24 protein-coding genes are annotated in these 26,998 nt (G+C 55.7%); 11 read left to right on the plus strand and 13 right to left on the minus strand.

Annotated features, from left to right (window positions below; all coding sequences use genetic code 11):
* The first annotated feature begins 283 nt into the window (after window positions 1–283).
* From gltB to ACHZBS_RS11175, 4 genes are all read left to right on the plus strand, one after another.
* Window positions 284–4,819 carry a glutamate synthase large subunit gene (gltB, locus tag ACHZBS_RS11160; protein WP_394707982.1) on the plus strand — a complete coding sequence of 1,512 codons (4,536 nt, stop codon included), beginning with the start codon at window positions 284–286 and terminating at the stop codon, window positions 4,817–4,819.
* Between the two features lie 5 nt (window positions 4,820–4,824).
* Window positions 4,825–6,285: a glutamate synthase subunit beta gene (locus tag ACHZBS_RS11165; RefSeq protein ID WP_319406584.1), complete on the plus strand. Its 1,461-nt coding sequence runs from the start codon at window positions 4,825–4,827 to the stop codon at window positions 6,283–6,285.
* Between the two features lie 229 nt (window positions 6,286–6,514).
* Window positions 6,515–7,753, plus strand: coding sequence for a diaminopimelate decarboxylase (lysA, locus tag ACHZBS_RS11170; protein ID WP_319406585.1), 1,239 nt, complete (start codon window positions 6,515–6,517; stop codon window positions 7,751–7,753).
* A gap of 3 nt (window positions 7,754–7,756) precedes the next feature.
* The gene (locus ACHZBS_RS11175; RefSeq protein WP_319406586.1) at window positions 7,757–7,951 is read left to right on the plus strand and encodes a hypothetical protein; all 195 of its coding nucleotides are present in this window, start codon (window positions 7,757–7,759) and stop codon (window positions 7,949–7,951) included.
* Between the two features lie 684 nt (window positions 7,952–8,635).
* Here the strand turns inward: ACHZBS_RS11175 and ACHZBS_RS11180 are convergent.
* From ACHZBS_RS11180 to ACHZBS_RS11195, 4 genes are all read right to left on the minus strand, one after another.
* Window positions 8,636–9,292 carry a TrkA family potassium uptake protein gene (locus ACHZBS_RS11180; protein WP_319406587.1) on the minus strand — a complete coding sequence of 219 codons (657 nt, stop codon included), beginning with the start codon at window positions 9,290–9,292 and terminating at the stop codon, window positions 8,636–8,638.
* A 17-nt stretch (window positions 9,293–9,309) separates the two neighbouring features.
* Window positions 9,310–10,704, minus strand: coding sequence for a TrkH family potassium uptake protein (locus ACHZBS_RS11185; protein ID WP_319406588.1), 1,395 nt, complete (start codon window positions 10,702–10,704; stop codon window positions 9,310–9,312).
* A 298-nt stretch (window positions 10,705–11,002) separates the two neighbouring features.
* Window positions 11,003–11,275, minus strand: a complete 273-nt coding sequence (locus ACHZBS_RS11190; protein ID WP_319406589.1) for an OsmC family protein — start codon at window positions 11,273–11,275, stop codon at window positions 11,003–11,005.
* Window positions 11,276–11,470: a hypothetical protein gene (locus tag ACHZBS_RS11195; RefSeq protein ID WP_319406590.1), complete on the minus strand. Its 195-nt coding sequence runs from the start codon at window positions 11,468–11,470 to the stop codon at window positions 11,276–11,278. It abuts the gene before it with no gap.
* 336 nt (window positions 11,471–11,806) lie between these two features.
* Between ACHZBS_RS11195 and ACHZBS_RS11200 the strand changes: the two genes are divergently transcribed.
* The 3 genes from ACHZBS_RS11200 (at window position 11,807) to ACHZBS_RS11210 (ending at window position 15,193) form a co-directional block, all read left to right on the plus strand.
* Window positions 11,807–12,868: a tartrate dehydrogenase gene (locus ACHZBS_RS11200; RefSeq protein WP_319406591.1), complete on the plus strand. Its 1,062-nt coding sequence runs from the start codon at window positions 11,807–11,809 to the stop codon at window positions 12,866–12,868.
* Between the two features lie 221 nt (window positions 12,869–13,089).
* Complete coding sequence (locus ACHZBS_RS11205; protein WP_319406592.1) at window positions 13,090–13,950, plus strand: PAS domain-containing protein; 861 nt, start codon at window positions 13,090–13,092, stop codon at window positions 13,948–13,950.
* A 253-nt stretch (window positions 13,951–14,203) separates the two neighbouring features.
* Window positions 14,204–15,193 (plus strand): threonine/serine dehydratase, encoded by a 990-nt coding sequence (locus ACHZBS_RS11210; protein WP_319406593.1) that lies wholly within the window; start codon window positions 14,204–14,206, stop codon window positions 15,191–15,193.
* 3 nt (window positions 15,194–15,196) lie between these two features.
* On the opposite strand, the gene ACHZBS_RS11215 is transcribed toward ACHZBS_RS11210, so the two are convergent.
* Window positions 15,197–15,736, minus strand: coding sequence for a hypothetical protein (locus ACHZBS_RS11215; RefSeq protein ID WP_319406594.1), 540 nt, complete (start codon window positions 15,734–15,736; stop codon window positions 15,197–15,199).
* Window positions 15,737–15,865: 129 nt separating this feature from the next.
* Between ACHZBS_RS11215 and ACHZBS_RS11220 the strand changes: the two genes are divergently transcribed.
* A complete protein-coding gene (locus ACHZBS_RS11220; protein WP_319406595.1) occupies window positions 15,866–16,789 on the plus strand; it encodes a LysR family transcriptional regulator in 924 nt (307 codons plus the stop codon).
* Between the two features lie 38 nt (window positions 16,790–16,827).
* On the opposite strand, the gene ACHZBS_RS11225 is transcribed toward ACHZBS_RS11220, so the two are convergent.
* The 3 genes from ACHZBS_RS11225 to ACHZBS_RS11235 form a co-directional block, all read right to left on the minus strand.
* Window positions 16,828–17,280, minus strand: coding sequence for a DnaJ domain-containing protein (locus tag ACHZBS_RS11225; protein WP_319406596.1), 453 nt, complete (start codon window positions 17,278–17,280; stop codon window positions 16,828–16,830).
* Window positions 17,281–17,568: 288 nt separating this feature from the next.
* Window positions 17,569–18,195, minus strand: a complete 627-nt coding sequence (locus tag ACHZBS_RS11230) for a hypothetical protein (protein ID WP_319406597.1) — start codon at window positions 18,193–18,195, stop codon at window positions 17,569–17,571.
* Window positions 18,196–18,237: 42 nt separating this feature from the next.
* Window positions 18,238–18,516 (minus strand): hypothetical protein, encoded by a 279-nt coding sequence (locus ACHZBS_RS11235; RefSeq protein ID WP_319406598.1) that lies wholly within the window; start codon window positions 18,514–18,516, stop codon window positions 18,238–18,240.
* 248 nt (window positions 18,517–18,764) lie between these two features.
* Here ACHZBS_RS11235 and ACHZBS_RS11240 point away from each other — a divergent pair, with 248 nt between their 5' ends.
* Window positions 18,765–19,724 (plus strand): NAD(P)-dependent alcohol dehydrogenase, encoded by a 960-nt coding sequence (locus ACHZBS_RS11240; RefSeq protein ID WP_319406599.1) that lies wholly within the window; start codon window positions 18,765–18,767, stop codon window positions 19,722–19,724.
* 124 nt (window positions 19,725–19,848) lie between these two features.
* On the opposite strand, the gene ACHZBS_RS11245 is transcribed toward ACHZBS_RS11240, so the two are convergent.
* Window positions 19,849–21,132 carry an HDOD domain-containing protein gene (locus ACHZBS_RS11245; RefSeq protein WP_319406600.1) on the minus strand — a complete coding sequence of 428 codons (1,284 nt, stop codon included), beginning with the start codon at window positions 21,130–21,132 and terminating at the stop codon, window positions 19,849–19,851.
* Between the two features lie 563 nt (window positions 21,133–21,695).
* On the opposite strand from ACHZBS_RS11245, the gene ACHZBS_RS11250 reads away from it, so the two are divergent.
* Window positions 21,696–21,905, plus strand: a complete 210-nt coding sequence (locus ACHZBS_RS11250) for a hypothetical protein (RefSeq protein WP_319406601.1) — start codon at window positions 21,696–21,698, stop codon at window positions 21,903–21,905.
* Here the strand turns inward: ACHZBS_RS11250 and ACHZBS_RS11255 are convergent, their stop codons facing one another.
* The 4 genes from ACHZBS_RS11255 to ACHZBS_RS11270 form a co-directional block, all read right to left on the minus strand.
* Window positions 21,906–22,760: an ABC transporter permease gene (locus ACHZBS_RS11255; RefSeq protein WP_319406602.1), complete on the minus strand. Its 855-nt coding sequence runs from the start codon at window positions 22,758–22,760 to the stop codon at window positions 21,906–21,908.
* Window positions 22,757–23,623 carry an ABC transporter permease gene (locus ACHZBS_RS11260; RefSeq protein ID WP_319406603.1) on the minus strand — a complete coding sequence of 289 codons (867 nt, stop codon included), beginning with the start codon at window positions 23,621–23,623 and terminating at the stop codon, window positions 22,757–22,759. The genes ACHZBS_RS11255 and ACHZBS_RS11260 overlap by 4 nt, the downstream gene beginning before the upstream one ends.
* Window positions 23,620–24,702: an ABC transporter ATP-binding protein gene (locus ACHZBS_RS11265; protein ID WP_319406604.1), complete on the minus strand. Its 1,083-nt coding sequence runs from the start codon at window positions 24,700–24,702 to the stop codon at window positions 23,620–23,622. Before ACHZBS_RS11265 ends, ACHZBS_RS11260 begins: the two co-directional genes overlap by 4 nt.
* A gap of 176 nt (window positions 24,703–24,878) precedes the next feature.
* Window positions 24,879–25,943, minus strand: a complete 1,065-nt coding sequence (locus ACHZBS_RS11270; RefSeq protein ID WP_319406605.1) for an extracellular solute-binding protein — start codon at window positions 25,941–25,943, stop codon at window positions 24,879–24,881.
* 428 nt (window positions 25,944–26,371) lie between these two features.
* Between ACHZBS_RS11270 and ACHZBS_RS11275 the strand changes: the two genes are divergently transcribed.
* Window positions 26,372–26,974 carry a GNAT family N-acetyltransferase gene (locus ACHZBS_RS11275; protein ID WP_319406606.1) on the plus strand — a complete coding sequence of 201 codons (603 nt, stop codon included), beginning with the start codon at window positions 26,372–26,374 and terminating at the stop codon, window positions 26,972–26,974.
* Window positions 26,975–26,998: the final 24 nt, after the last annotated feature.

Below are 26,998 nucleotides of genomic sequence, written 5' to 3' on the forward strand. Positions count from 1 at the left end.
CCGGGTCCAGTCTCAGGAGGCAAACCGTCAACAACGAATACAAATGCTGCCCCGCATGCTATAATTAACAACAATAATGAGTTTTTTAAGTTTTTATTTACATTTTTGTAGACATTTTTCGTTTGAAGCCAAGGCAATTAATCGTATTTTCGGATGAGAGCCAGCTCGATCAAGTGACTTGCAAAACACTCCAGTCATATACCATAAACGGTATATGACTTGCATTTTTTACCTATGCGTTAATTCCATCTGGACATGACTGGAAAGAAAGTCGATACGATCCATGACCACAACCGGTATGACGACACCCCTCCCTCCGATCCAAAAAGGCCTCTACCGCCCGGCATTCGAGCATGACGCCTGCGGCGTGGGCATGGTCTGCGACATCAAAAATCGCAAAAGCCACACACTGATCCGGGACGCCCTGCAGATCCTGGAGAATCTCACCCACCGGGGGGCCTGCGGGTGCGACGAAACCACCGGGGACGGCGCCGGCATCCTCATCCAGAAACCTCACCTTTTTTTGCAGCAAGCCGCCCGGGAGATGCTCATTCACCTCCCGGCCGAATCGGATTATGCTGCCGGCCTGGTGTTTCTGCCTGCTGACAAGGACCGTCGCCAGACAGCCAAAATCATCCTGTCCGCCGCCGCCGAAGAAAAAGGGCTGACCTTTTTGGGCTGGCGACCGGTGCCTGTAAATCCGGAGGCCGCCGGCGACCTGGCCCGACGGGTGATGCCGGTGATCGAAATGGCTTTCGTGGACAAAGGCGACACCGGCGGTGATACCTCAGCCTTCGAACGCCAGCTCTATCTAATGCGCAAAACCGCGGAAAACCGATTCCGCAGTAGGTTCGATCCGGAAGACGCCCTGTTTCACATCGCCAGCCTCTCGTCGAAAACATTGGTGTACAAGGGGATGCTGCTGGCGGATCAGATGAGCGCGTTTTACCCGGACCTGGGCGACCCATCTATGGTCAGCGCCCTGGCACTGGTCCACCAGCGTTACAGCACCAACACCTTTCCGTCCTGGGACTTGGCCCAGCCCTTCCGCTACCTGTGCCACAACGGGGAAATCAACACCGTTCATGGCAATGTCAACTGGATGCGGGCAAGAGAGCCGCTGTTCCGAGACGTCACTTTTGGTAAGGACATCGCGGACCTCATTCCGGTTTCCACCCCCGGCGGCAGCGACTCGGCCACCCTGGACAATGCCTTGGAACTGCTGTTGCACACCGGCCGCCCCCTGACCCAATGCATGATGATGCTGGTTCCCGAAGCCTGGCAGCATCACGACACCATGAGCCGGACAAAGAAGGATTTTTATGCTTACCACGCCTGCCTGATGGAACCCTGGGACGGCCCGGCGGCCATCCCCTTCACTGACGGCATCAGTGTCGGCGCCGTGCTGGATAGAAACGGCCTGCGGCCCAGCCGCTATACGGTGACCCGGGACGGCCGGGTGATCATGGCCTCGGAAACCGGTGTGCTGCCGGTAGATCCGGCCAACGTGGCCGTCAAAGGGCGCCTGGAGCCCGGCCGCATGTTCCTGGTGGATCTTGAACAGGGCCGCATCATCCATGACGACGAAATCAAGGAAACCATGGCAGCCAGGCGTCCCTACGGCCGGTGGCTGCAGAAAAACCTGGTAAACCTGCAAGACCTTCCTCCGGGGGAGACTCCGATGCCCCCGGGAACTGAGGCCCTGCGGGTCGAACAGCGGCGCTTCGGGTACACGGCCGAAGACCTCAAGCTGATCCTGGGTCCCATGGCCGAAAGAGGGGTGGAGCCCACCGGTTCCATGGGAGACGATATCCCCCTGGCCATCCTCTCCAAGCGGCCGCGCCTGCTCTACGACTATTTCCGCCAGCTGTTCGCCCAGGTGACCAATCCGCCCCTGGATGCCATCCGGGAAAAATTGGTCACGGCCCTGTCCACCACCATCGGACGGGAGCGCAACCTCTTTGCCGAAACACCCCTGCACTGCCGCCAGCTGCACCTGCCGCATCCCCTCCTCACACCGGCAGACCTGGCCGCCATCCAGGCCTCGGGCCACGATGACCTGAAATCGGCGGACCTGTCCATCTGCTGGCGACTGGCCGATGAAGGACAGGGATTGACCCGCGCCTTGGAATCCTTGTGCCGCTATGCCATCCGGCAGGTGGAAGCGGGTGCCAGGCTGCTGATCCTGTCCGACCGGGACATCCCCGACGGCTATGCGCCTATTCCCGCCCTGATGGCCACCGCCGCCGTGCACCACGGTCTTATTTCCGCCGGCATACGCTCCGGATGCGGCCTTATCGTCGAGACCGGCGAGGTCCGGGAAATTCACCATTTCTGCTGCCTGCTGGGCTACGGTGCCGGAGCGGTTGTGCCCTGGCTGGCCCTGGCCACCATCGACCAGCTGGCCGATGAAGGTCGGCTGGGTGGCAGCGGACCGCAGATGGCCCGTACACGCTATATCGACGCCGTCAAAAAAGGAATTCTCAAGGTCCTGTCCAAGATGGGCATTTCCACCCTTCAAAGCTACCGGGGAGCCCAGATATTTGAATGCGTGGGTTTAGATGCATCCGTGACGGATCGGTGGTTCACCGGCACCGTCTCACGCATCGGCGGGGCGGACATGCAAACCATCGCCAGAGAAATCAAGGCGCGCTGTGCCGGAATTGAGCGGCAAGCCGCTGCCGGCACGCTCCTGCCCGCCGGCGGTCGGTACAAGTGGCGCCGGAATGGTGAGGCCCACCAGTATAACCCGGCCACCATTCCCCTGCTCCAGCAGGCCGTGCGCCAGGACGATGAAAAGGCATGGCGGAAATACCGGGAGGCGGTAGACGAGCTCAACCGGAAGGAGGGGCTGATCCGCGGGCGGTTTGAATTCAAGCCCTCCGCAACACCGGTGCCGTTAGAAGCGGTGGAGCCCTGGACCGAAATCGTCAGGCACTTTAAAACCGGAGCCATGTCCTACGGCTCCATCAGCAAAGAGGCCCACGAAACCCAGGCCATCGCCATGAACCGCATCGGCGGGAAAAGCAACAGCGGCGAAGGCGGTGAAGACGCCGACCGCTTCACCCGCGACCCCAACGGCGACTGGCGCAACAGCGCCATCAAGCAGATCGCCTCGGGCCGCTTCGGTGTGACCATCAACTACCTTTCCAGCGCAGTGGAACTCCAGATCAAGATGGCCCAGGGCGCCAAACCCGGCGAGGGCGGGCAGCTTCCCGGGGAGAAAGTCTACCCCTGGATCGCCGCCACCCGGCACAGCACGCCCTACGTGGGCCTCATTTCGCCGCCGCCCCACCACGACATCTACTCCATCGAGGACCTGGCCCAGCTGATCTACGATCTGAAGTGCGCCAACCCCAAAGCCCGCATCAACGTCAAACTGGTCTCCGAGGTTGGGGTGGGCACGGTGGCTGCCGGCGTGGCCAAGGCCGGCGCCGACGTAATCCTGATCAGCGGCGAAGTGGGCGGCACCGGCGCCTCGGGGCTCACCTCCATCCGATACGGCGGCCTGCCCTGGGAGCTGGGGTTGAGCGAAACCCAGCAGACCCTGGTGCAAAACGGTCTGCGCGACCGGGTGGTACTGGAGTGCGACGGCCAGCTCAAGACCGCCCACGATGTTGCCGTCGCCTGCCTTCTGGGCGCCCAGGAGTTCGGTTTCGGCACCATCTCTCTGGTTGCGCTGGGTTGCGTGATGATGCGGGTTTGCCACCTGAACACGTGCCCGGTAGGCATCGCCACCCAGGACCCGGAACTGAGAAAGAAGTTTACCGGCAAACCCGAACACCTTATCCGGCTGATGCGATTCATCGCCGAAGACCTCCGTGCGATCATGGCCCGGCTGGGTTTTCGCAGCCTTGAAGAGATGGCCGGTCGGGTGGATCGGCTGAACATCAGTCCCACCCTGGATCACTGGAAAACCAGCGGCCTGGACCTGAACCCCATACTGCACCGTCCCGTGCCGCCGGCACACATCCTGCGGCTGTGCATCCCCAAAGGGCTGATGAACGATGCGCATACACCGCCGGATGCCGACCTGATCCGACAGGCCATGCCGGCCCTGGAAGGCGGCCTTCCGGTCAACATCGATCTTACTGTCACCAACGTCCAACGTACCCTGGGCACCCGCCTCAGTCATGAAATCGCCAAGCGCTATGGCGAAAAAGGACTGCCCGAGGATACCATCCTGATCAGCGCAGCAGGCAGTGCCGGCCAGAGCTTTTTCGCCTTCGGCGCCCCGGGCATCACCGTGCGTGTCAAGGGAGATGCCAACGACTACTTCGGCAAGGGCCTTTCCGGTGCGGTGCTGGCCATCCGGCCGCCGGACGGAGCCGCCTTTGCCGCCGAGGAGAACATCATCATCGGCAATGTGGCCCTTTACGGCGCCACCGCCGGCCAGGCCTTCATCCGGGGACGGGCCGGCGAGCGTTTCTGCGTGAGAAACAGCGGGGCCGTGGCCGTAGTCGAGGGTGTGGGCGACCACGGTTGCGAGTATATGACCGGCGGCCGGGTGGTCGTCCTGGGCCCCACGGGCCGCAACTTCGCCGCCGGCATGAGCGGCGGCGTCGCCTACGTACTGGACGACGCGGACGGAAGCTTCCGACAGTTCGGCTGCAACCGGGAATCGGTGGATCTGGAGCCGGTGGCAGGCGATGACGAAAAAGAGCTGTTTGGCCTCATCGAAGCCCACGCCGCGTTCACCGGCAGCCCAGTAGCCCGGCGGATTCTCGAGGCGCGGGAATCCATGCAACGGCAATTCGTCAAGGTGATCCCCGGGGAGTACAAACAGGCATTAGCCCGGCTGGCCGAAGAGGAGGGATAGCGACCATGGGAAAACCCACGGGATTCATGGAACACGACCGGCAGATGTCCGACAGGCGCCCGGTCGAAGAGCGGGTGGGAGATTTTCATGAAATCTACCGGCCTTTTCCCGACAAGACGCTGCGCGCCCAAGCCGCCCGCTGCATGGACTGCGGGGTTCCCACCTGTCACGCCGGGTGCCCCCTGGGCAACCGCATCCCGGATTGGAACGACGAGGTATACCATGGTCGCTGGAGGGAGGCCTTCAAACAGCTTATGGCCACCAACAACTTTCCCGAGTTTACCGGCCGCCTCTGCCCCGCCCCCTGCGAGGAGGCCTGCGTGCTAGCCATCAACGCACCGGCGGTGACCATCGAACAGATCGAAAAGACCATTATCGAACGCGCCTTCGAAAAAGGATGGGTCCGACCGCAACCACCCTCACAGCGTACTGGAAAAACAGTGGCGGTGGTCGGCTCGGGCCCGGCAGGCCTGGCCTGCGCCCAGCAGCTCAACACGGCCGGCCACACGGTGACCGTGTTCGAGCGGGACGCCAAACCCGGCGGGCTCCTGCGCTACGGCATCCCCGACTTCAAGCTGGAAAAACCGGTGGTGGACCGACGCCTGGATTTGATGGAAAAAGAAGGCATCCTTTTTAAAACCGGCATTCATGCCGGTGTGGACCTTGCCGGCGAAACCCTTTGCGGCGACTTCGATGCACTGGTCGTCTGCTGCGGCGCCTCCCGTCCCCGGGACCTGACCATACCCGGTCGCGGGCTTGACGGCATTCACTACGCCATGAATTTTCTTACCGGCCAAAACCGCGTGGTCTCCGGTGAAGCGCAGACGGTTGCAGTCAATGCCACCGGCAAACACGTCATCGTCATCGGCGGAGGGGACACGGGCAGCGACTGCATCGGCACCAGCCACCGCCAGGGTGCCGCCTCCGTAGTCAATTTCGAACTGCTGCCCCAGCCGACGGAAGACCGCCCGGAATCCCAACCCTGGCCTTTCTGGCCCATGCGCCTGCGCACCAGCAGCAGCCACGAGGAAGGCGGCAGCCGCAACTGGAATGTACTCACCAAACGATTTATCGGTGAAACCGGCCGGGTGCGGGCACTGGAAACAATCCAGGTGAAATGGACCGAGGAGGCCGGCAGGCCGGTGCGCTTCGAAGAGATTCCCGGATCGGAAAAAACCTGGCCGGCAAACCTGGTGCTTTTGGCGATGGGATTTGCCGGCCCGGAGCCGGACACCCTTATAGACCAGCTCGCCCTGGCTCTGGACGCAAGGGGCAACCTCCGCACCGGCAGCGATTTCATGACGTCACGGCCCGGCGTCTTCGCCGCCGGAGACGCCCGCCGGGGTCAGTCCCTGATCGTCTGGGCCATCTCGGAAGGTCGCGAGGCGGCCCGGGCGGTGGACCTTTTTCTCATGGGCCGAACCGATCTGCCGGAGAAAGGGTGCTGCGACCTGCCGCGGATTTAGGTGCCGCTTGAAACGCGCCTCGCGAAAACGCCAACGGCCCAATGACCTGTTTTCGACGAAAGGATAGGGTCCTTCAATTAAATCGCTTCATCTAATAGCCACGTCGCAGCGATAGTGAGAAATAACGCCACCCTTGCCGGCCGATTCCCTCTGTGTTCCCGGTAAACGCTGTGGTATTATCAATGTCATCATCCTGAACGACTGCATCCCATAGCGAAAGGGGTAAACCATGGATTATTTCGAGTACCGCGACGGAGAGCTCTGGGCGGAAGGGGTTCGCGTCAAGGAATTGGCCGAACGATTCGGTACGCCGCTGTATGTATATTCAAAAAAAACGCTCGAACGCCACTATAAGGCATTCGATATCGCCCTGGGGGGACTGGACCACCTGACCTGTTTTTCGGTCAAGGCCAACAGCAATATCAGCCTCCTTCGCCTGCTGGGCGAACGTGGGGCCGGTGTAGACATCGTCTCCGGGGGAGAATTGTACCGCGCCCTGAAAGCCGGCATCGATCCTCGCCGAATCGTCTTCTCCGGTGTGGGCAAGCAGGAACACGAGATCCGGGAAGCCCTGAAGGCCGACATTCTCATGTTCAACGTGGAGTCCGCCCAGGAACTGAAACAGATCGGGCGCATGGCCGCAGAGCTGAATAACACGGCGCGGATCAGCATCCGCATCAATCCCGACGTGGACCCCAAGACCCACCCCTACATCTCTACCGGGCTGAAGCAGAACAAGTTCGGCCTGGATATGCTTGAGGCCACCGGCGCCTATCTGTTGGCCAAGGAAACCCCGTCGGTGGAACCGGTGGGCATGGACTGCCATATCGGCTCCCAACTCACCCAGATCGGTCCCTTTGTGGAAGCCCTGAAAAAACTGCTCGCTTTTGCCGACCGGCTTAAAGCATCTGGCGTTGATATTTGCTACCTCGACCTGGGCGGCGGACTAGGCATCACCTACGACGAAGAGGCGCCGCCCCTGCCCGCAGAACTGGGCCGGGCCATCGCCGAGGCCGTCGAAGGCAGAAAACTCACCATCATCCTTGAACCGGGCCGCGCTATCGCCGGTAATGCCGGTATTCTGGCCACCCGGGTCCTGTACACCAAAAAAACCAGCGCCAAAAATTTCATTATCGTTGATGCGGCCATGAACGACCTGGTGCGCCCCTCCCTTTACGGCGCCTACCACCGCATCGGCGAAGTGACTCCCAGGGGCCGTGAGAAGATGGTTGTGGACGTGGTGGGTCCCATCTGCGAAAGCTCCGACTTTCTGGCCCAGGACCGCCGGCTTCCCGCGATGGAACCCGGAGAATACCTGGCCGTCTTCTCCGCCGGCGCCTACGGCTTCACCATGTCTTCTCAATATAATTCCCGACCCAGGGCCGCTGAGGTGATCGTCGACGGCGACCGGGCGACCCTGGCCCGCAAACGGGAAACGTATGCGGACCTCATCGCGCTGGAGAGTTGAGCCATGAAAGATATCCGCCAGCTCAAATCAAAACCTTCCTGCCTGTTTTCCGAGCAGTACTTCCCCGTCCTGGCCGCAAAGAACCTGATCATGGACCCCGCCGATCTTTTGCCTGGGGCTTTGCGGGGTCGCAAGGTGCTGGATCAAATCGATGCGGTCAACTCGCCAGAAAAGGATCTGCCTCAAATATGCCGATAGTCCTTCACGCCAATCAGCAGCAGATGCGGGCCATTACCAACATCTTGGATGGGGGGTCAAGTCAAAGATGAAGCCGCTTAGGAAGGTCCGGCAATCCGTTGGAGGGAGCGGGCCGACATTCCGTTCAGAAAACGATTTCCATCAGTCGCCGACTATCCCGACCAATAGCACCAGCCCGCATTGCCTCATCAGGCAACCCATCCGATTCTTTTTATCTTCTTTTTCTCGAACCGAATGACATAAAATTTAGGAAATAAATTACAGATTTCTCTCTCCTGTTTCTTGTTATTGTTCATTTAACATTTAATAATTATTGTAAATTTTAAGTATTTAGGCTTATTGCATAGTCTTTGCATAAGCAATCTTTCGAAGCGATGATAAAATTTTTAAAAGCGGTTCTCTAAAGCTCAAGTTGCGAAAACGTACTCGGATTTGTAACTGGAGAGGGGGTCAAAGTGAGTGTATGGTACTGCCGGGACTGCCAGACGTATAATTGCGAAGGCAAACAATCCCACCCATACAAGGTCGCCAGAATCGACGCGAATATTTTTTGCATAAAATTCTGGAATTCCCAATCCGAACCGATTCCCCAAGATGATGTAACAAAGTATCAGCGGCTTCGCAAAATTAATCAAACGGAGAAGAAAGAAAATATAGCGAATTTGGTGGTAAAATAAATGATTTTCATTTCAGTTCCTTGATTTTGGAAAGATCCGACTTCTTCCCCAAAACAATGAGAATATCGCTGTCCTTGACCTTAAAATCGGCGCCGGGCACCATAAAGAACCGCTCCGGGATCCGTTCCTTAACAGCGATGACATTGACGTGGTAGCGCTTGCGCAGTTCCAGTTCCATGAGTGATTTGCCGATGAAAGGCGGCGGCGGATCGACCTGGGCGATGGTATACTCTTCCTCAAGCGGAAGGAAATCCAAAATATTGGGCGATGTCAGCCGCATGGCCAGGCGCTGGGCCATGTCCATGCCGGGCCGAATGATTTCCGTGGCCCCCAATTGCTTTAGTATTTCGCCATGGTCGTCGTCCTCGGCTTTAACGATAATTTGTTTAATCCCCAAACGGGCAAGGTGAAAACAGATCAGGATGCTGGGCTTGATATTGGCTCCCGTGCTCACGATCACGGCATCCATCTCATCGAGTCCTAATCCTTTAAGTGCCTCGATGTCGGTAACATCTTGTACGATTGAGCTGGTGCAATGGGGTGCGATCACCTGAATCCTATCCTTGTTTCGATCGATGGTGATCACCTCATTCTTGGCTTCATAAAGGGCCTTGGCGATATGGTATCCGAAGTTACCGATGCCAATAACGGCGAATCTTTTCATTGTCACCTCATTTCTTACTAACCGATCATCAAGTTTTCTTCGGCGTGCTGAACCCCCTTGGTCAAACCGCCTCCTGCGATAATGTAGGTAAATACCGGAACTCCCACTCGGCCGATGATCATCAGGGCGATGATGACAAGTTTGCCTGACAGCGTCAACAAAGGGGTTACACCAACGGAAAGACCGACCGTCCCGAAGGCCGAGACCGTTTCAAAAAGAAAACTCAAAAATTGGCGGTCGCCCTGAACACGGGCACCGTGATCCGGGTCGATGAACACGATTAAAAAAACAGCGAAACAAATCGCGGCGAACGAGAAAACGAGCACGGAAATGCTTTTGGTGACGGTATCGTCCGGCACGGTCTTGCCGAAAAGGTTCACACATTTGTATCGCATCAGACGGCTCCAGGAAAAAGCCGCCAGCACGGCGAAGGTCGTTGTCTTAATGCCGCCGCCGCAGGAACCCGGCGAGGCTCCCACCAGCATCAGAAACATCATGAACAATAAAGTGGCCGTATTGAGCGAGGCAATATCCAAAGTATTGAAGCCGGCAGTGCGGCAGGTTATCGATTGAAAAAACGCAGACAGAACCCCTTTCCTCCATCCCATAGTGGGAATTAACGTACGTTCGGATACCAGAATCACCAGGACGCCAGCCAAAATCAATCCGAAACTGGTAAGGATCACGCTTTTGGTTTGAATCGACATCTTGCCGGCTTCTCTCAGAACCACACGGCGATAGAGTTCGAACACCACCGGAAACCCGATACCCCCCAGAACGATCAGTCCTCCCACAGTTGCGTTTAATAGCACGGATGCCCGTCCGGCGATGAGGCTATCCTTGAATTGTGAAAAACCGGCATTGCAAAAGGCGGAAACCGAATGGAAAACCGCCTTGAACAGGGCCTCGCCGAGGGGGTAGTCGGGGCGCCAGTGAAAAAACAGGATAATCGTGCCCAAGGCCTCGATCGTGAATGTAAATAGAAGCACCGAGCGGATCAGGTAATAGATGTCCTCCCGAGGCGTATGGGAAAAGACCTCCTGCATGGCCATACGCTGCTGAAACACCACTTTTTTACCGATGACCTGGAACAGCGCCACGGAAATCGTCATGATTCCCAAGCCGCCGATCTGGATCAAAAAGAGGATCACGCCCTGGCCGAATGACGAAAAAAAAGAGCCGGTATCCACAACAATCAATCCGGTTACACAAACGGCGGATGTCGCCGTAAACAACGCGTCAATTGCACCAATATCTCCATTCACCGTGGCAACCGGCAGCATCAGAGCCAACGTGCCAATGGCGATGGCCGCCAAGTAGCTCATCAAGAGCAAATTGGTGGGGTGTACACGATTTAAGCGGCTATGAAGCCAGGTGGACATGTCCTTAAAATCCCCGTGCTTTTTTTTCATCTGTCATTTGATTCTTCGGTCTCCTCCCGGGATAAGGCAAGGCCGCCACGCGGAAGAAGTGAAGGCCATGGCACTATTGCTGTCCTCTCTGGCGACCAGGAGCCAACTCCTCCGCGAACTCGTTCAGCGCTTCCCAGGCCTTCTGCAGAATGAAAGCGGTGCATTCCATGAAGTCGTTGTTCGTTGCCCTGTCTTGGAAATTCCTGGACGAGGTCGATGAATGTTTTGATATCGTTCTGTCAGGCTAATACCTGGCTCGCATCCGAATTTTGTAGTTTCGAACACAAGCCAAGACATATCAGACATCGTTCACCATCTCCAGCGTATGTGTAATCGTGATCGCCTCGATCACACTCTGAGCGGCCGGGCATAGCGTGATGTAATTGTTGAATGCCTCCTCGGCATCCGCACGCTTGTCCGCCGGCAGCTTCAGATTATAATGGACGTTGATGCGCACGATTTTCAGCACACCGCTGACATCTTCGATATCGCCGGTGACCGTTGCCATGTAACGGTCCTGAAAGGTGCGGATCTTTTTTTTGGCCAGGACCCCGGCCAAGGTGCCCATCATTCACCCGCCCACCGCGCCCACCAGGTGATCCAGGGTCGCGGCGTGTTCCTCTTCCGGGTCGACATTGTAAAATTTTTTGATCCCGCCGTGCACGCCATAGTAAACCGGCTGGTCGAATCCCCGGATGTGGGCGATGCGTGTGGGTCCCTTTTCGCGGGTAATCGTGATGTGCGACTGATGAATGATCTCTCCCATGGTGATTTCCTTTCCGTGAACTGTCTATGTTGTCTCGAAAAAGCGGTGATCCAGTGGGTTCAGCGGGTTGTGGACCCCCGTTTTCTGCGGGAGCGACAAGGGTTGGCGCATTTTCCAGATTCCAGCAACCCAACTGATGCAAAAAATAGGGATGCTTTGGCCGAATGTAAAATGGTCGCTCCATCCCCTTGAAACCAAGGGAGAAATCATATAGCGTTTAACTGTTTGTGAATTCCAGCAGCCCCGTTTCAAATCAGACCCGTTGTAAGATATAGAATGGGCCGCAAGATTGATGCACTCATCGCACCATGAACAAAAAACCAGAGGGTTTCAAGCATGACTTCCATAAAAATTGCGGTTATTCCTGGAGATGGCATCGGCAAGGAAGTAATTCCCGAAGGAATAAATGCCCTGGAAGCCGCCGGGAGCAAGCAGGGCGTCAAATTCGAGTGGACCGAATTTGATTGGTCGTGTGAGACCTATCATAAAACGGGGCGCATGATGCCCGAAGACGGAATCGACCGCCTGAGGCATTTCGACGCCATCTATCTGGGTGCAGTCGGTTTTCCCGGCGTACCGGACCACATCTCCCTTTGGGGGCTGCTGATACCCATCCGGCGGGCCTTCGACCAGTACGTCAATCTTCGCCCGGTGCGGTTGTTCGATGGCATACCCTGCCCGCTGGCGGGCAGGAAACCCGGCGACATCGATTTCTATGTTGTACGGGAAAACGTCGAAGGCGAATACTCTTCCGTCGGCGGCATTCAGTATGAAGGCACCGAGTACGAAGTCGTGTCCCAGGTAAGTCTGTTTACGCGCCGAGGTACCGACCGTATTCTTAAATACGCATTCGAACTTGCCCAAAGCCGGCCGGCCCGGCATCTGAGCTCGGCTACCAAATCCAATGGCATCTTCCACTCCATGCCCTACTGGGACAGTCGGGTAAAACAGGTCGCCAAGTCCTATCCCGAGGTAACCGTCGACCAATTCCATATCGATATCCTGACTGCCAATTTCGTGCGCATGCCCGAGCATTTCGATGTCGTGGTCGGTTCCAATCTGTTTGGCGATATTCTGTCCGATCTGGGACCCGCCTGTGCCGGTACGATTGCTATCGCTCCCTCGGCGAATATCAACCCCGAGAGGATCTTCCCGTCGATGTTCGAGCCGGTGCACGGCTCCGCCCCCGATATTGCCGGCCGGGGAATCGCCAACCCCATCGGTACGGTCTGGGCCGGAGCGATGATGATGCAGCACTTGGGCTATCCCATGATACATGACACAGTGATGGAAGCCATTGAAACCATTCTGCGAGAAGGTGGGACCCTGACGCGTGACATGGGTGGACAAGCCAGTACGCGCGAACTGGGCCAGGCGCTGACAGAGGCAATTAAATAATGCAGAGTGATTGTACCGCATCAACCCGTATGAACAAAAAGGAACACAGAAAACAAACAAAGCCCCTTGTAAGCCGGATCGATCAATAATTGCGCTACTTCCCCCGTTGATAGTGGCCCCTATCCCCTCCTGAAGCGCCGCTGGTTGGAATTGCATGTTTCTTCAAGATTGTTATTTTTAATTCATTGTAATTATTCACCTCATAATTGGAGAACCCATCGATGGGCATCGTATTATGGTTGTTGATTCTTCTGCTTTTAAGTCTGGGTGCGTGGGGGTTTCATCAATACCGGCACCAGGAGCTAAAGATGCAAACGCTCAAACACTCCCTTCTGGAAATCAATCAGAAAACGCACGCAAAAGAAGAAGCGCATACGAAAAACCAAGCCCAGTGGGAGCAGACCGAAGAAAAATTGCGCAGCTTCCTTCTGTTGATGGATACCGTGATGAACACCATTCCCAATCCCATTTATTTCAAGGACGCCGAGGGTGTTTACCAGGGATGCAATAAAGTCTTTGCCAAAAAGATCCTGGGCCTGACCCGGGACCGGATTATCGGCAAACGCCCCATGGAAATGCCCGATCAGATCCCGGCCGATCTGGCCGCCGCCTATCAGCGCGAAGAATACAAGATGATCGACAAGGCCGGTTTTCACGCCTTCGAGACCCAGGTCCAATGCGCCGACGGACAACGCCGGGATTATCTTTTCAGCCTAGCTCCGGTAATGGATCGCCAGGGCAAACTCAGCGGCAGCGTGGCTGTCCTTTCGGACCTGACCGAAAAAAACCATGCGGCCCGGCACCGCCTGCAAAAAGAAAAGCTTGAAGGCATATTGGAGATTGCCGGTGCTGTCTGTCACGAATTCAACCAGCCCCTGCAGGCCATCTCGGGCTACACCGAGCTGATGGCCATGAAGCTGGATGGCCACGAAGCCCATTCCTATATCGACAAACTCACGGACCAGATTGACCGCATGCGCGACATCACCGACAAATTGCAAGGCGTCACACGGTACGAAACCAAGGAATATGCGGGCAATACGAAGATCATCGATATCAAAAAGGCCTCTGAAAAACAGTAGCAGCCGATCCTCTTTTTTTGAGTCATTCTCATTCTCAGCGCAATTCCTCATCATCTCCCCCAATATGGACAGCCTGCCGTCGATCCATACGGGAATGGCTGGCAGGCAGGGCCGGGAGGCAAATCTGTTATTGTTCTATTATCGATCACCTGTATCTGTTTTATCCCTCCAATCCGGTTTAATCTCAGACCGGGCATGCTGAAACAAGCCGCATCGCCATACCGACAACCCCCGCAACCAAGGAGTCGCAACCATGCGCACCTGCAAAGAGAAAATTTCATTGGCCCATGCCCTGGGCGCACGGGAAATCGTCCGGCCCCATCTGACGCCGACGCCCTTGAGGCAGTATCCCAGCCTGGACCGTTGCGTTGGCACCCAGGTCTACATCAAGCATGAAAACCATAATCCCACCGGCACCTTCAAAATCCGGGGCGGCATCACCCTGATGCACCACCTGACGAATGACGGTGTCTCTGGCGTGATCACTTACTCCACCGGCAACCACGGTGCCTCGGTGGCCGCCAGCGCCCACATGTTCGGATTGACTGCGACCGTGGTGGTGCCGGAAGGGTCAAACCCGTTGAAGATCCAGGCCATCAGGGACGCCGGGGCCGAATTGATTGAGCATGGAAAGGACTTCGAAGCGGCCGGTCGGAAAGTGGCTCGACTGGTGGAGGAGAAGGGGCTTTATTTCGTCCACCCGGCCAACGAACCCCACCTGATCAACGGGGTCGGTACCGAGTTCCTCGAAATCATCGAGAAGGTGCCGGATCTGGATGTGATGATCGTCCCCCTCGGTGCCGGCAGCGAGGCGGCGGCGGCCATCACCGTGCTCAAGCAGATCCGGCCGGAAATCGAGATCATCGCCGTACAGGCCGAAGCTTCCCAGGCGGCATTCATGTCCTGGAAGGCCGGGAAAATCATCACCGCCCCCAACACCACCTTTGCCGGAGGTGTGGCTACCGGCACGGCCTACGACATACCCTTTTCGCTATATAAAGACGCCTTGGCGGACTTTGTGCTGCTTACCGAAACGGAGTTGTACGAAGGCATCGCCCTTGCGGCCCACCACACCCGCAACCTCACTGAAGGCGCCGGATCGGCCTGCTTGCGGGCTGCCTTCAAGATCCGGAACCGATTGTCCGGAAAAAAAGTGGCCATCCAGATGAGCGGCGGCAATGCCTCGGGAAAGGAGCTGCAAAAAGCGATGGATTTTCCATGCCTGCTTGACGGCTCCTGTTAGACCTTATTCAACCATGCAGTCCTGGTTCATCTGAAAAGCCTCCATCATGATAGTGTGGTCGATCATGCTGACGCCCTGGGCCAGGGCATCGACCATATCACTATCCTCCCATTCCAGAGCCCTCAGCCCCCGGATGTCCCCGGCCGTCACCGAGCCGGGGGCCTTGACGGCCTTGACCACGAAAGCCAGCATGGCACTTTCGTTCTCCTCCAGTAGGGATTGGCCGGGGTCAGCCTCCATCCTACGGATATCGTCATCCGTGAGGCCCTGTTTTTTCAGGATCAGCCGGTTGAAATCCATACAGAAGCGGTAGCTCAGGTTATGGGCCACCAGGTATCGGATATGGGCCAGCAAGGCAAAACTGAGTTTGGGGTGTTGTGAAAAATAAAGGATTCTTCGAAGCTGGAGCTCGAAAAGGGCCGGGCTGGCACTCATCATCTCCATCGGTTTGGGAATCACACCCATGTTTTTCATGAACATGTCATAGCCTTCCTTGATGGTTCCCTCGGCCTGTTGCGGTGAAACCGTGCTGATCAATGCCATGGCGGCCTCCTTTGTTTGGTTGGGGTAACCCGTCGATACAAACCCTTGGCTTGGAAAATAAGCCATCCTGTAGTATAAGTAAAATGGAATCTAATAATGATATCGATAAGGAAGGCTTATTTTTAAACCATGAACCATCTCGAAATCAAACACCTGCGCATGCTCTGCGCCATTGCGGCCACCGGCAATATGACCCGGGCGGCGGGAACGCTGTGCATCTCCCAGTCCGCGCTCAGCCAGCAGCTCAAAGACATCGAGGGCAGGCTGAAAGTCGACCTGTTTTTCAGGACCCACAAACGCATGCTCCTCACCCCCATCGGCAAACGCCTCCTGAATACGGCCCGGGACGTCGTCGGCGCCATTGAGGAGGCGGAACTGGAAATCGCAAGGATCGCCGGCGGCGACCGCGGAGAACTCAAAGTGGGCACCCAGTGCCTGTTCTGTTTCAAATGGCTTCCCGGTGTCATGCGGACCTTTCAGAAAAAATTTCCCAACATCATTTTCGAGATCGGCAACTCCGACAACCTGTCCCGGGAACTGGAAGCCAAACGCTACGATCTGATCATTACCGCCGCACCCGTGGCCGACGACTACGACAGTGTCGGGCTATTCGATGATCAGATGGTCTGCATCATGCCCGAGGACCTTCCCTTGAGCGCCCGACCCTTCGTCCGCTTCGAAGATTTCACCGGTTTCAACCTGATCGCCCATGTGGACAGGGGACAACACGGGTTTTACCAGCGTGTGCTCAAGCCCAAAGGTATAGAGCCGCAGCGCTTCATGGCCGTGGGCCAGCCCGAGGCCATCGTCGAGATGGTGGCCTCGGGGTTCGGTATCAGCGTATCGCCCCGATGGGCCGTGGCCCGAGCGCTGGCCGCCAACGGCATCGTTGCCCGCCCCATCGGCAAAAACGGCTTTACCTTGACCTATCGGGCGGCCTTTTTAAAGAAACGGCAGATTCCGATTTTTCAGCAGGAGTTTATCAACATCGTCAAAAAGGCGGATATCACCGGGCACGTCGTGCCTGCGGAGAATAGGATTGCAGGAATATAACGGAGGCGGTTTCAATAGGATGTGACCCTATCGTATCATTACTTGGAATTGACTTCGTCATACGCCTGTTGAATTCGTTTAAATCTCTCTTCGGCCAGTTTCTGAAATTCCTTGCCCAGATGCTGCACCTTGTCCAGATGATATTTCGCTGCAAGACGGCGGTAGGCAACTTTGATTTCTTCTTTGGAGGCATCCGGGGCGATACCCAATATCGTGTAGGGATCTATGTGATCCTGGCTATCGGAATCGGTGTCACGGTGTTGTCGATCATTATCTGTGTCTCGGGTTTGTTCGGTGCGGTTCCCAGGCCGTCGCCGTTGCGACAGACGGCGGTAATAGGACCAGAGCATATACACCACAATAAGATCATCGAGCCACCCCCATCCGACCAGAAAATCCGGCACCACATCGAATGGGAAAAAAACATAAAGCAGCGCTCCGATCAGGAGCCAAAAGACCATAGATTTATTCATATTGTTTTTTGCTTGCATCGGCAATCGTTTTCAACCGATCGACCAGCTTCATGTTCTCATTGTAATTCTCATCGGACGCTCGGAGGAGAAGCCGCCTGAAATCTTCAACCTGCAACGATTGTTAGGTCCGCCTTTCGGTGAACATTCCTTTTCCAAGTGGGATTAAAATACAAAGCCGAGGCCATTTGTTAGCCGGTTACAGGCTGTCCAGATAGTCTTAATCCACATCCAGATCCACCCAGAGCTGCAGGTGATCGCTCAGTTGAAACGTACGCCACGTGTTTTGGTAATACGCTTCACGCGGGTTTATGTCAGCCCGGAGTTGCCGGCGTTCTTCCATTTTTCTGCCACCGTCTTGAGTTCTTCGGTATGTGTCTTGGAAGGTTTTCTCGCTTCCAATGCCAGTTGCTCTGCAATCAGGGTATCCCATCTGGCCGCCAGCGTGGCGTCCACATCACTGTCATAGGCGGGGAAATCCTCGTCACGGAAAAGCGCAACGAACAGCCTCAGCACGCCATTGGCGCGATCCGCGTTTGCCATTCTCATTTCGCCTTCACGGGCCCAAAAGGAGATCGGATCATAGAATTTGGTTTGGGTCCGGTTGCTGCCTTCCTCATTGCGAACGATGGTGAAGTTGGCCTGCGCCAACGCATCTGCTGTGGCATCTCCGATTTTTTCAATGTTAAAATCACCTACCAGAATATAGACGCGGCCTTCCTGTTTGGCACGACTGACCAGATACTGCGCCACGGACGCGAACGCTTTGACCCGGCGCCGGTATGCACCCGGCTTTTTGGAGGCGTTTCCGTAATAAATATGCACCGTGGCGAACATGAAGTCCAGCCACCCGCTTTGAAACGCACAAGCAAAAGGCGTTCTGGCGAATTGACGTTTTTCGGTCACATCGCTGATCAGCAGTTTCTCGGGCAGCACAAATCCACCGGCAACGTCCTGGAAGAAAACCTTGTCGCGATGTCAGCTAAACCCCAGGCGTTTTTCGTTTCCCGAAGCGCCCTCGGTCACATCGGTCAGGATGAAATCGTATTCATTTCTCAGGCTCGACATCAGCCGTTCAAGGGGCCTCAGATCGCGGCAGATTTCATAGAAGGCAATGGCGTCGAATCTGAAGATCACTTCGACGATGTAAAAGAAGGTCTCTTCGAGGTGCGGTCCATTTCCAAATCGGTTGTTATCGAAATTGCGGATGTTCCAGGTGCCCAGCACCAGGGTGCCCTGGGCAGTGCGCTTCGGCAACTGCGCGTCGAGGAACCGTCGCAGCCGCTTGAAATGGTCGATGACCCTGCGGCGTCTGCCAAGTTCCAGTCTTTCATGTCACCGTCCCTCCCGAATGTCAAAAATTCATTGCCGCTCAATTATATCTTTTTTTACGGTCAAACGCTATAATGCCGGGATCGATTTGAATGTTTCATTGGATGGTTCCGGTCATGACGGATCACCCTTTCAACCCACAGCCATAGGCGCGTATGAAAAGGAAAGAAAGCGTGACGTCAACAAGCCACATGAAAGCCGCTACGATAAGCAACTATGGACCTCCAGAGGTGTTAGCCATCCGCGACGTGCCGATCCCTTGGCCCCAGGCGAACAAGGTGCTTGTGCGTGTACATGCGGCAGCAATCAACCCCAAAGACACCTTCATTCGCAAGGGGCGATTCAAGCGCTTTACCGGCAGGCATTTCCCCTTAATGACGGGTTTCGATTTTTCAGGGGAAGTCGCCGCAGTCGGCCCAGGGGTCATGGACACCACGGTTGGGGAATCGATTTATGGCATGCTTGACGGCTGGCAAGGGGGCGCCTGCGCCGAATTTGCGGCGGTCGGAACCGGCCATTTCTTCAAAAAACCGGAAGGGCTGTCTTTCGACGAAGCCGCAGCGCTTCCCCTGGTCTCGTTAACGGCGCTCCAGGCCCTGTGCAATTGTGGAGGCATCGGGTCGGGAATGCAGGTCTGCATCAACGGAGCATCCGGTGGCGTCGGCAGCATGGCCGTACAGATCGCCAAGATTATGGGAGCCGGGATAACGGCCGTCAGCAGCAGGCAAAACCACGACTTCCTGAAGGGTCTGGGTGCCGACCACTGCATCGACTACCGGCACGGGGACATTGCCCTTGGGCATCCATTCGACATCTTCTTCGACGTGTTCGGCAATCGGCCGTTCAGGTCCGTCAAACCGATCTTGAGCCACCGGGGGGTATGGGTCTCCACAGTGATCCAACCGCATGTGTTTCTCAGCGTCGTCCTCACCCGGTTTTTCTCCCGCCGCAAAGCCAAACTGGTGGTGGTCAAATCTGTCAGGGACGACCTGGAACAGGTTCGCCGCTGGGTGGCCGCCGGCCTTCTGAGACCAATTATTCACGACGTTTTCCCGCTGGAAAAAATACGGGAGGCCCATGTTCAGCAGGAAACCAAACACACCCGGGGGAAGATCGTCATCCACATTGGATGATCGAATTTCAAGGAGGATGTAAGTTTTAACCAATCCCCGCGCAGACGTGTCATCTAAAAATGGGTTGAAACCGGCGCCCCGTTGCACGAATCACATTTCATACCCGGATGAAGCTTTTTACGTTTCAGCCAAACATATACCTGAGTTGTTCCATACGCTGAGCAATCTCGATGATTACCTGGTCCTTCATCTGCTCGCTGATCCCCAGCGCTTCCATGGAATCGTTGATGAATTCCCAAGTGGTGTCCCCGAGTCCAAACCCGGCGGCCTTGGCAAGCAGGTCGGCCTGTTGGACAGCCTGCAGTGAATGGGACGCCGTTTCTCTGTCTCCGATGTGGTGGTGGCGCTTCACCAGCGATACAAACGTATCGGGGTAGCCCAGTTTAACCAGAATGCTTGCGCCGAGGCGCTCATGGTGTGCATCCATCAGGGCGTGCAGGTCGTCCACATGGAGGACAGCTTGCTTGGCATGCTTCCGCTGATCCAGATCACCGGCGACCTGGATCAGGAGCAATTTGCCGATATCATGCAGCAAACCGATCGAAAAAATATCTTCATCGACTTGCCATCCGTGGTTTTTCGCCACCGTCTCCGCAGTATGTGCACAGGCCAGTGAGTGCCACCAGAGTTTTTCCACGATCGCTTTGTACATGGGGTGATTCGTGGAAAAGTAGCCTCGGCAGCAAATGGACATGACCACTTCACGGGTGCGGGTGAGTCCCAGGCGGTTGGTGGCCTGGCTAAGCGTCGTGTTTTTTTCGATGCCCCGGTAATAGGCTGAATTCGAAACACTGATCAGTTTCGTGGCGACCGCCAGGTCTTGCTTGAGCAGATCCACCACGTCCTTAATCTCTGCACCGCAGTCGATCAGCTGCCTCACTCGCATGGCGATTTTTGGTGCGGGTGGCAGCTCCAGATCCCCATTTTTCAATTTCCGCGCAATCGTATCGAGAATATTGGCGGTGGAGATGGCGCTGTCTGCACCTCTTGAATCACTAGTGGGCACTAATTTGCCGGCCAACAGGCCATACTCGTCCAACTTGCCGAAAAGGCGGTCTTTTTCCACGGGCTTGGTAAAGAACGCATCACATCCATTTATCAAACAATCCGTTACCAGTTGATGCCCGGAAAGCACGGTGGCCACAAAGATCCGGCACCGTTGATCAGGGGAAACAGCATATTCATCCTCAATCGTTCTCAGCGCCCCGAGGATGGCATCATCGTCGGTATCGGTGACTTGAATATCAACAATAACAACCTGGTATGGAGTTCCGGCGTCGATGGCGGACCGAAATTGGGCCAAAGCGGAGTCACGGTCTCCGGCCTCCTCGCAGAGCCCAACTTCCTGCAAAAGCATTTTAACATGGGTACAGCTGAACGCGTCATTATCGATGATCAACACCCGCACGGTTATACTCCTTTACCCCATACGCGAACTATTCCTGGTAACCGGTTCCCTCAGTGCCCCTGTTCATCAATACGATGGCATTTGCTCGCCAATGCATCCCGACTCGCCGCGTTGCTCGGCGCGCCTTGCGATCCGGGCGCCTCGGCAATCTCGGTGCGTCATCGTGCTTACCAACAGGGGCACCAAGAAACCGATGTTTATTACCACGCGTACCTTATTTTGCAAGCACATGCCATGCGAATCAATGGCGACAAACAGTGAAAACGGTTATTGTTCATATGGTTAAACGAGATGTAAAAAACCGTTAGGCTTGGCTGTACAAGGTAAATGTACATGCCTGGACGGCATATTCGGCGCCGATCATGCAGCCTGCCATAATTGAAATTTAAAGGATAAATTTCATTCACATAATTTTGTTTCAAAATTTTTTATAATAGATTATGGTTAATCATGCTGGGTTTTTGCCACTGCGCGGTCCAGCCGGGCGCCACTCCACAAGATCAATGAAAAGCATCCGCCAGGGTGCTTCTATACGAATAACCGCTTCAAGCAGGAGGTGGGAAATGGGAACATATTTCGAATCGGTCACCACAAGGCTCGAGGAATCGGTCCTCCATTTTTTTTCACCGAGCGGTCTGCTGACCATCCTCATCCTGATACTCTTAAGTGTCTTGCTGTTCAGCGGTAGCAGCATCGAACGGCGCACCCTGGACAGGGCGGATGCTGATTATCACCAGGCCGCCGTCTCTCCGATTCTCGATACGGCCAGATAGTTATTCTTTCTTGCGGCTGAAGGTAAGATTGATCACCGCCAGCAAGGAAGTGCCCACGATGAGCAGGAAGGAAACGGCGTTGATGACGGGCGTTGAGCCGTCGCGCACCTGAAGATAGAGGGTGATGGGCAAGGTGGTCTGGGACCCTACCAGAAAGAGGGTGGTGTTAAAGTTTTCGAAAGACATCAGAAAAGCCACTGCACCGGCACCGATGATGGCGGGACGCAGGAACTTGAGCGTGATGTGCCAGATCACCTGCAGCCGGGTGGCACCGAGGTTCAGGGCCGCTTCTTCAAGGCTGCGGTCGAATTTTTTCAGCCGGGCCGACACGACCAGGGTCACCAGGGTCGATATAAAAGAAAACTGCCCCAGGACCACCAGCCAGAACCCCGGTCGGAAAAGAGGCACGTCCAGATTAAAGGTGTTTTCGAAAAACATCCCCAAGGTGTTGGCAAACAGCAGGATGGAGATGCCCAGGATCACGCCGGGGACCACCAGGGGGGCCAGCATGAGGAAGTAAAGAGCCTGCTTGAAGCGGAAATTCTCCTGCTCGAAAAGAAAGGCGCCGCAGGTGCCGACAAGGGTCGAAAAAATCGACACCCAGAAGGCGACCTTGAAGCTCACCTGGATAGCGGAAAGATTGAGCGAGTCGTGAAAAATGCCCACCCGCTCAGGCAGGTCCGCGGTGAACCACTCGAGGGTGAACCCTTTCCAAGGAAGCGCCGGAAACTGGGAGTCGTTGAAGGCCAGCACACAGGTAATGAACAGCGGGGCGAAAAGGAAAACGAAAAACAAGGCAACGTAGAGCTTGAAGCCCAGGGTGTAGGATCGGCTGTTGGGCAGTGAACGGATCATTGAACCACCCGGCTGAGTTTCTGGCGGGTAAGTTTAAGCCCGATCCAGATAATCGAGGAAGAGAGAATCAGCAGGAGAAAACCGAAGGCCGCACCCTGGTTCCAGTTGAAGCTGGCGATAAACTGATTGTAGATCTGTTCGGTGAACCACAGGGAATTCTTGCCCCCGATCAGGTTGGGGGTGAGGTAGTTGCCCAGGGTAAGCATGAAGACCACGATTCCCCCGGACACGATGCCGGGCATGGCATGGGGGATGATGATCCGCGTGACAATCGAAAAGATATTTCCCCCCAGATCATAGGCCGCCTCGATGAGGCTGTCGTCCAGGCTTTCCAGCACCGATATCAGCGGCACCACCATGAACAGCATGGACGTGTACACCAGGCCCATGACCATGGTGACATCGTTGTAAAGCATTTCCACGGGGTGCTGAAGCAGCCCGGCCTTTAGCAGGAAGTGGTTGATCACGCCGCTTTCCCGGAGCAGGATCATCCACCCGTAAACCCGCACCAGCTCGCTGACCCAAAAGGGCATGAGCAGCAGCAGGCTGAGAAAACCGCTGAAGCGCGGCGAAACCACCTTGGTGATGTAAAACGCCACCGGCAGGGACACGGCAAAGGTGATCATGGTGGTGAGAATGGCGTACACGGCGGTACGGGTGAACGTTCTCCAGTATACCGGTTCGTCAAAAAAATTCAGGTAATTGACCAGGCTCCACACCGTAGCCCCGGCATCGTCTTCGATCCGAAAGGACATCAGCAGCAGATCGATGTGGGGCAGGACAATAAGCAAAAACAGCCACATGAGCACGGGCGTGACGAAGATCAGGAAAGGCAGTGTAATGCGGGCCCGGGTAACGTTCATGATGCCTTGAAACAGCTGGCGGAACGGGCGCTCCAGCCGATATCGACACGATCACCGGCATTCAGGTGATCGTATTGTCGGTTCTGGGGAAGGGCGATCATCAGTTCCGCATTGCCGTCCACCGGTGTGGCCAGTAGTCGGCTGTTGGCCCCGTCGAAAAGGATCGATTTGATGATCACGGGCAGCCGGTTGAAATCGTTCAGCCCGGCATCCGGTTCAATGATGATGGCCTCGGGACGGATAAAAAACGCCACCGGTGTTCCAGAAGGAAGGTCCGGGGCGGCGGCGGCAAAGGTCTGGCCGTCGGTGGTTTTGATCGTACAGAGATCTTCCCGGTGATCGGCCACGGTTCCGTTCCAGGCGTTATTGTCTCCCACGAAACGGGCCACAAAGGGCGTCTTCGGATGGGCGTAAAGCTTGCGGGGGGTAGCCACCTGTTCGAACCGGCCATTGTTCATCACGGCCACGTGGTCGGACATCACCAGGGCCTCCGACTGGTCGTGGGTAATGTAGATGAAGGTAGTCCCCACCTGGGCCTGAAGCTTTTTCAGCTCCACTTTCATCTGTTCGCGAAGCTTCAGATCCAGCGCTCCCAGAGGTTCGTCCAACAGCAGCACGGCAGGGTCCAGCACTAGGCAGCGGGCAATGGCTACCCGCTGTTTCTGCCCGCCGGAAAGCTGGTCAATTTTTTTGTAGCCGAACCCCGGCAGTCCCACCCGCTCCAGGATATCCGCCACTTTTCTATCGATATCGGGCTTTTTCTCCTTGCGCCGCTGGAGGCCGAAGGCGATGTTCTGGGCCACGTTCATCATCGGGAAGAGGGCCAGGTGCTGAAAGATCAAGTTCACCGGCCGGCGGTTGGGCGGAAGGTTGGCCATATCGCTGCCGCGGATGAAGATTCGCCCCGCGGTGGGTTCGATAAATCCGGCGATCATTCTCAATAGGGTGGTTTTCCCGCAGCCCGACGGACCCAAAATGGAAAAAAACCGCCCCTGCTCCACCGCAAAAGAGACGTCGCTCACCGCGGTGAAATCACCAAAATTTTTAGTGACTTTTTCAACGGACAGGTCTTCGGTCATATCAATCGCATTTCGAAGCAATAGACTATCGTGTTTGTCCAGAGATGGCAGGTTGAGGCTCAGATCAAGGCCGCAGGGTTATTGAAACCGCAGGCGTAGCCCGGCTGCGTTGAGGATTTCAATAACCCGAGAACGCAGATCCGGGTTTCAAAATGCCATCTCTGGATGAACACGCACTAATTGGCGGCCTTGACCTTGTCTAGAATCAACCCTTCAATGGATTCCAGCTTGGCGGGAACCGGCGGATACCATTTGATATTGTCGATATCGGCCTTGGAAAAAGACCGCTGGAAGTTGGCTTTAACTTCGGCATCATAATAGTCGATGGCCCCGGCGGATGCGGTGCCGTATTTTTCCTTGTTGGTGAACACCGCCGCGTTCTCCGGCTTCATCATGAAATTGATCCATTTGTAGGCCGCCTCGACATTCTTGGCCTTGGCCGGAATAGTGAAGGTGTCGATCCAGCCCAGGGCACCGCTTTTGGGTGCCACGAAGTCGATATCTGGATTTTCGGCATGCATTTTCCACCCCCCGTTGTCCCAGGCCATGGCCACGAAAACCTCATTCGAACGCATGGACTGCAGCAGGGCGTCCCCGTTGGTCCAGTAATTTTTAACCAGCCCCTTGCCTTCGATCAGCTTTTCACCGACCCGCTCCATCAGCTTTTCGTAGCTTTTCGGATTGGCATAGAGCACAAAGGGGTCCTGCTGCATCGAAAAAGCGATGGCGATCAGGGTGGGCCGTTTGAGCCGGTAGCTGATCCTGCCTTTATAGGCCGGGTTGAGCAGGTCCTTGTAATCTGACGCTTGGGGCGCATATTTACGGTTCACGATCAGCCCGGAAGTGCCGTACACATGGGGAACCGCATAACTCTTATTGCCGACCATGGTGTTTTTCTTCACCGCCTCAAGCATGGAGGGAACGATCTGGGCGGCATCCACCTTGGTATAGTCGATCGGCTGGTAGAGCTTGTACTTGGCCTGTACCGACGATATACGGTCCTGGCTGGGCTGAGCCAGATCAAACCCCGCTCCGCGGGTGGCACGAAGCTTGGCAATAATCTCTTCGTTGTTTGAATAGGTCGGCTTCACCGTAATGCCCGTCTCCTTTTCGAACTTGTCCATCAATTCCTTGGGCGCGTATCCCTCCCAGGTGAGTAGTTCGAGGGTTTCGGCCTGGCACGACAGGGAAAACGCGAAGACCAGTGATAGTGCACAACATACAATCGCCAACTTTTTCATTTTTCTCTCCTCCTCTTAATTTGCGATGTCCGTAACACTGAATTGAACCGCTGAAAAATTAGCACTGAACGGTTCAACGCCGAATCAGATCGGGGGGGATCGTAGAACTGGAAATGACCTTGAAAAAGACATCTGAGATCCTGTTTCACTTTATTCCCGGGCCACTGCGGCGTCAACATGAAACCTGAAAAAATTCAGCGCGGGGTTGGCCTGATTTCATAAGCGGATTTCGGCGACATAAAGACAGTCCTCCAGGAACCCCCACCGAAGCATATGCCACACCATTGTTAGGTGCCGATGAGAAGATCGTTTTTTCAGCATCGACCTGAATCAATAATCCATCTTGTTTGCATTCACTCGCGCTTTTTCGTATGGAAAGCGAATAAAAAACACTTAAATGTAACCAACGTCAGCATAATTTATCCGAAATGAATTATCTCTTTAAATACAGGGTGTTTGCCGAATCCCTCTACGACGCCCTGACCGAAGACGCCTTTTATATAACCATGGAATGCAGCGTTTTCGGCGGATCGCACCAGCGCAGGGAAGCGATGCTGCGCTACTATGACTACTCGATGAAAGAAGCCCGTAAATTTGGCAGACTGTATCGGCCCACCGGGAAGGCTTTCGGCGCATCAATCTGGTCCAAGCCGGTCAGCGGAGAGCTGTCGAAGCAGATGGCCGATGAAAAAAAAGCGTTTCTCAAGATCCATATGGGCGACGCCAACCTGGCTAAATATGCGCAGATCACCGGAGGAATGGCTGAACAGACCGAAACGGTCGTACCCCCGAACAGCTGGTATCTCTCTATCGTCGGTATTGCCCCGCCATTTCAAGGCCGGGGCCTTGGCGGCACGCTGATCCGACCGATCCTGAACATGACGGACAAAATGGGCCTCTATACCTACCTGGAAACCTTCACTCCGCGTAACATGAGTTTCTACCAGCGACTGGGGTTTCAGGAAGCCGGTGCTTTCGATGAACCGGGCGTGAACGCGCGTTACTGGGTAATGATTAGGGATCCTGCCTAATCGGAAACCATGGGTTTATTTTAA

The sequence above is a fragment of the uncultured Desulfosarcina sp. genome (genome assembly GCF_963664155.2).
In the GTDB taxonomy this organism is placed as follows: domain Bacteria; phylum Desulfobacterota; class Desulfobacteria; order Desulfobacterales; family Desulfosarcinaceae; genus Desulfosarcina.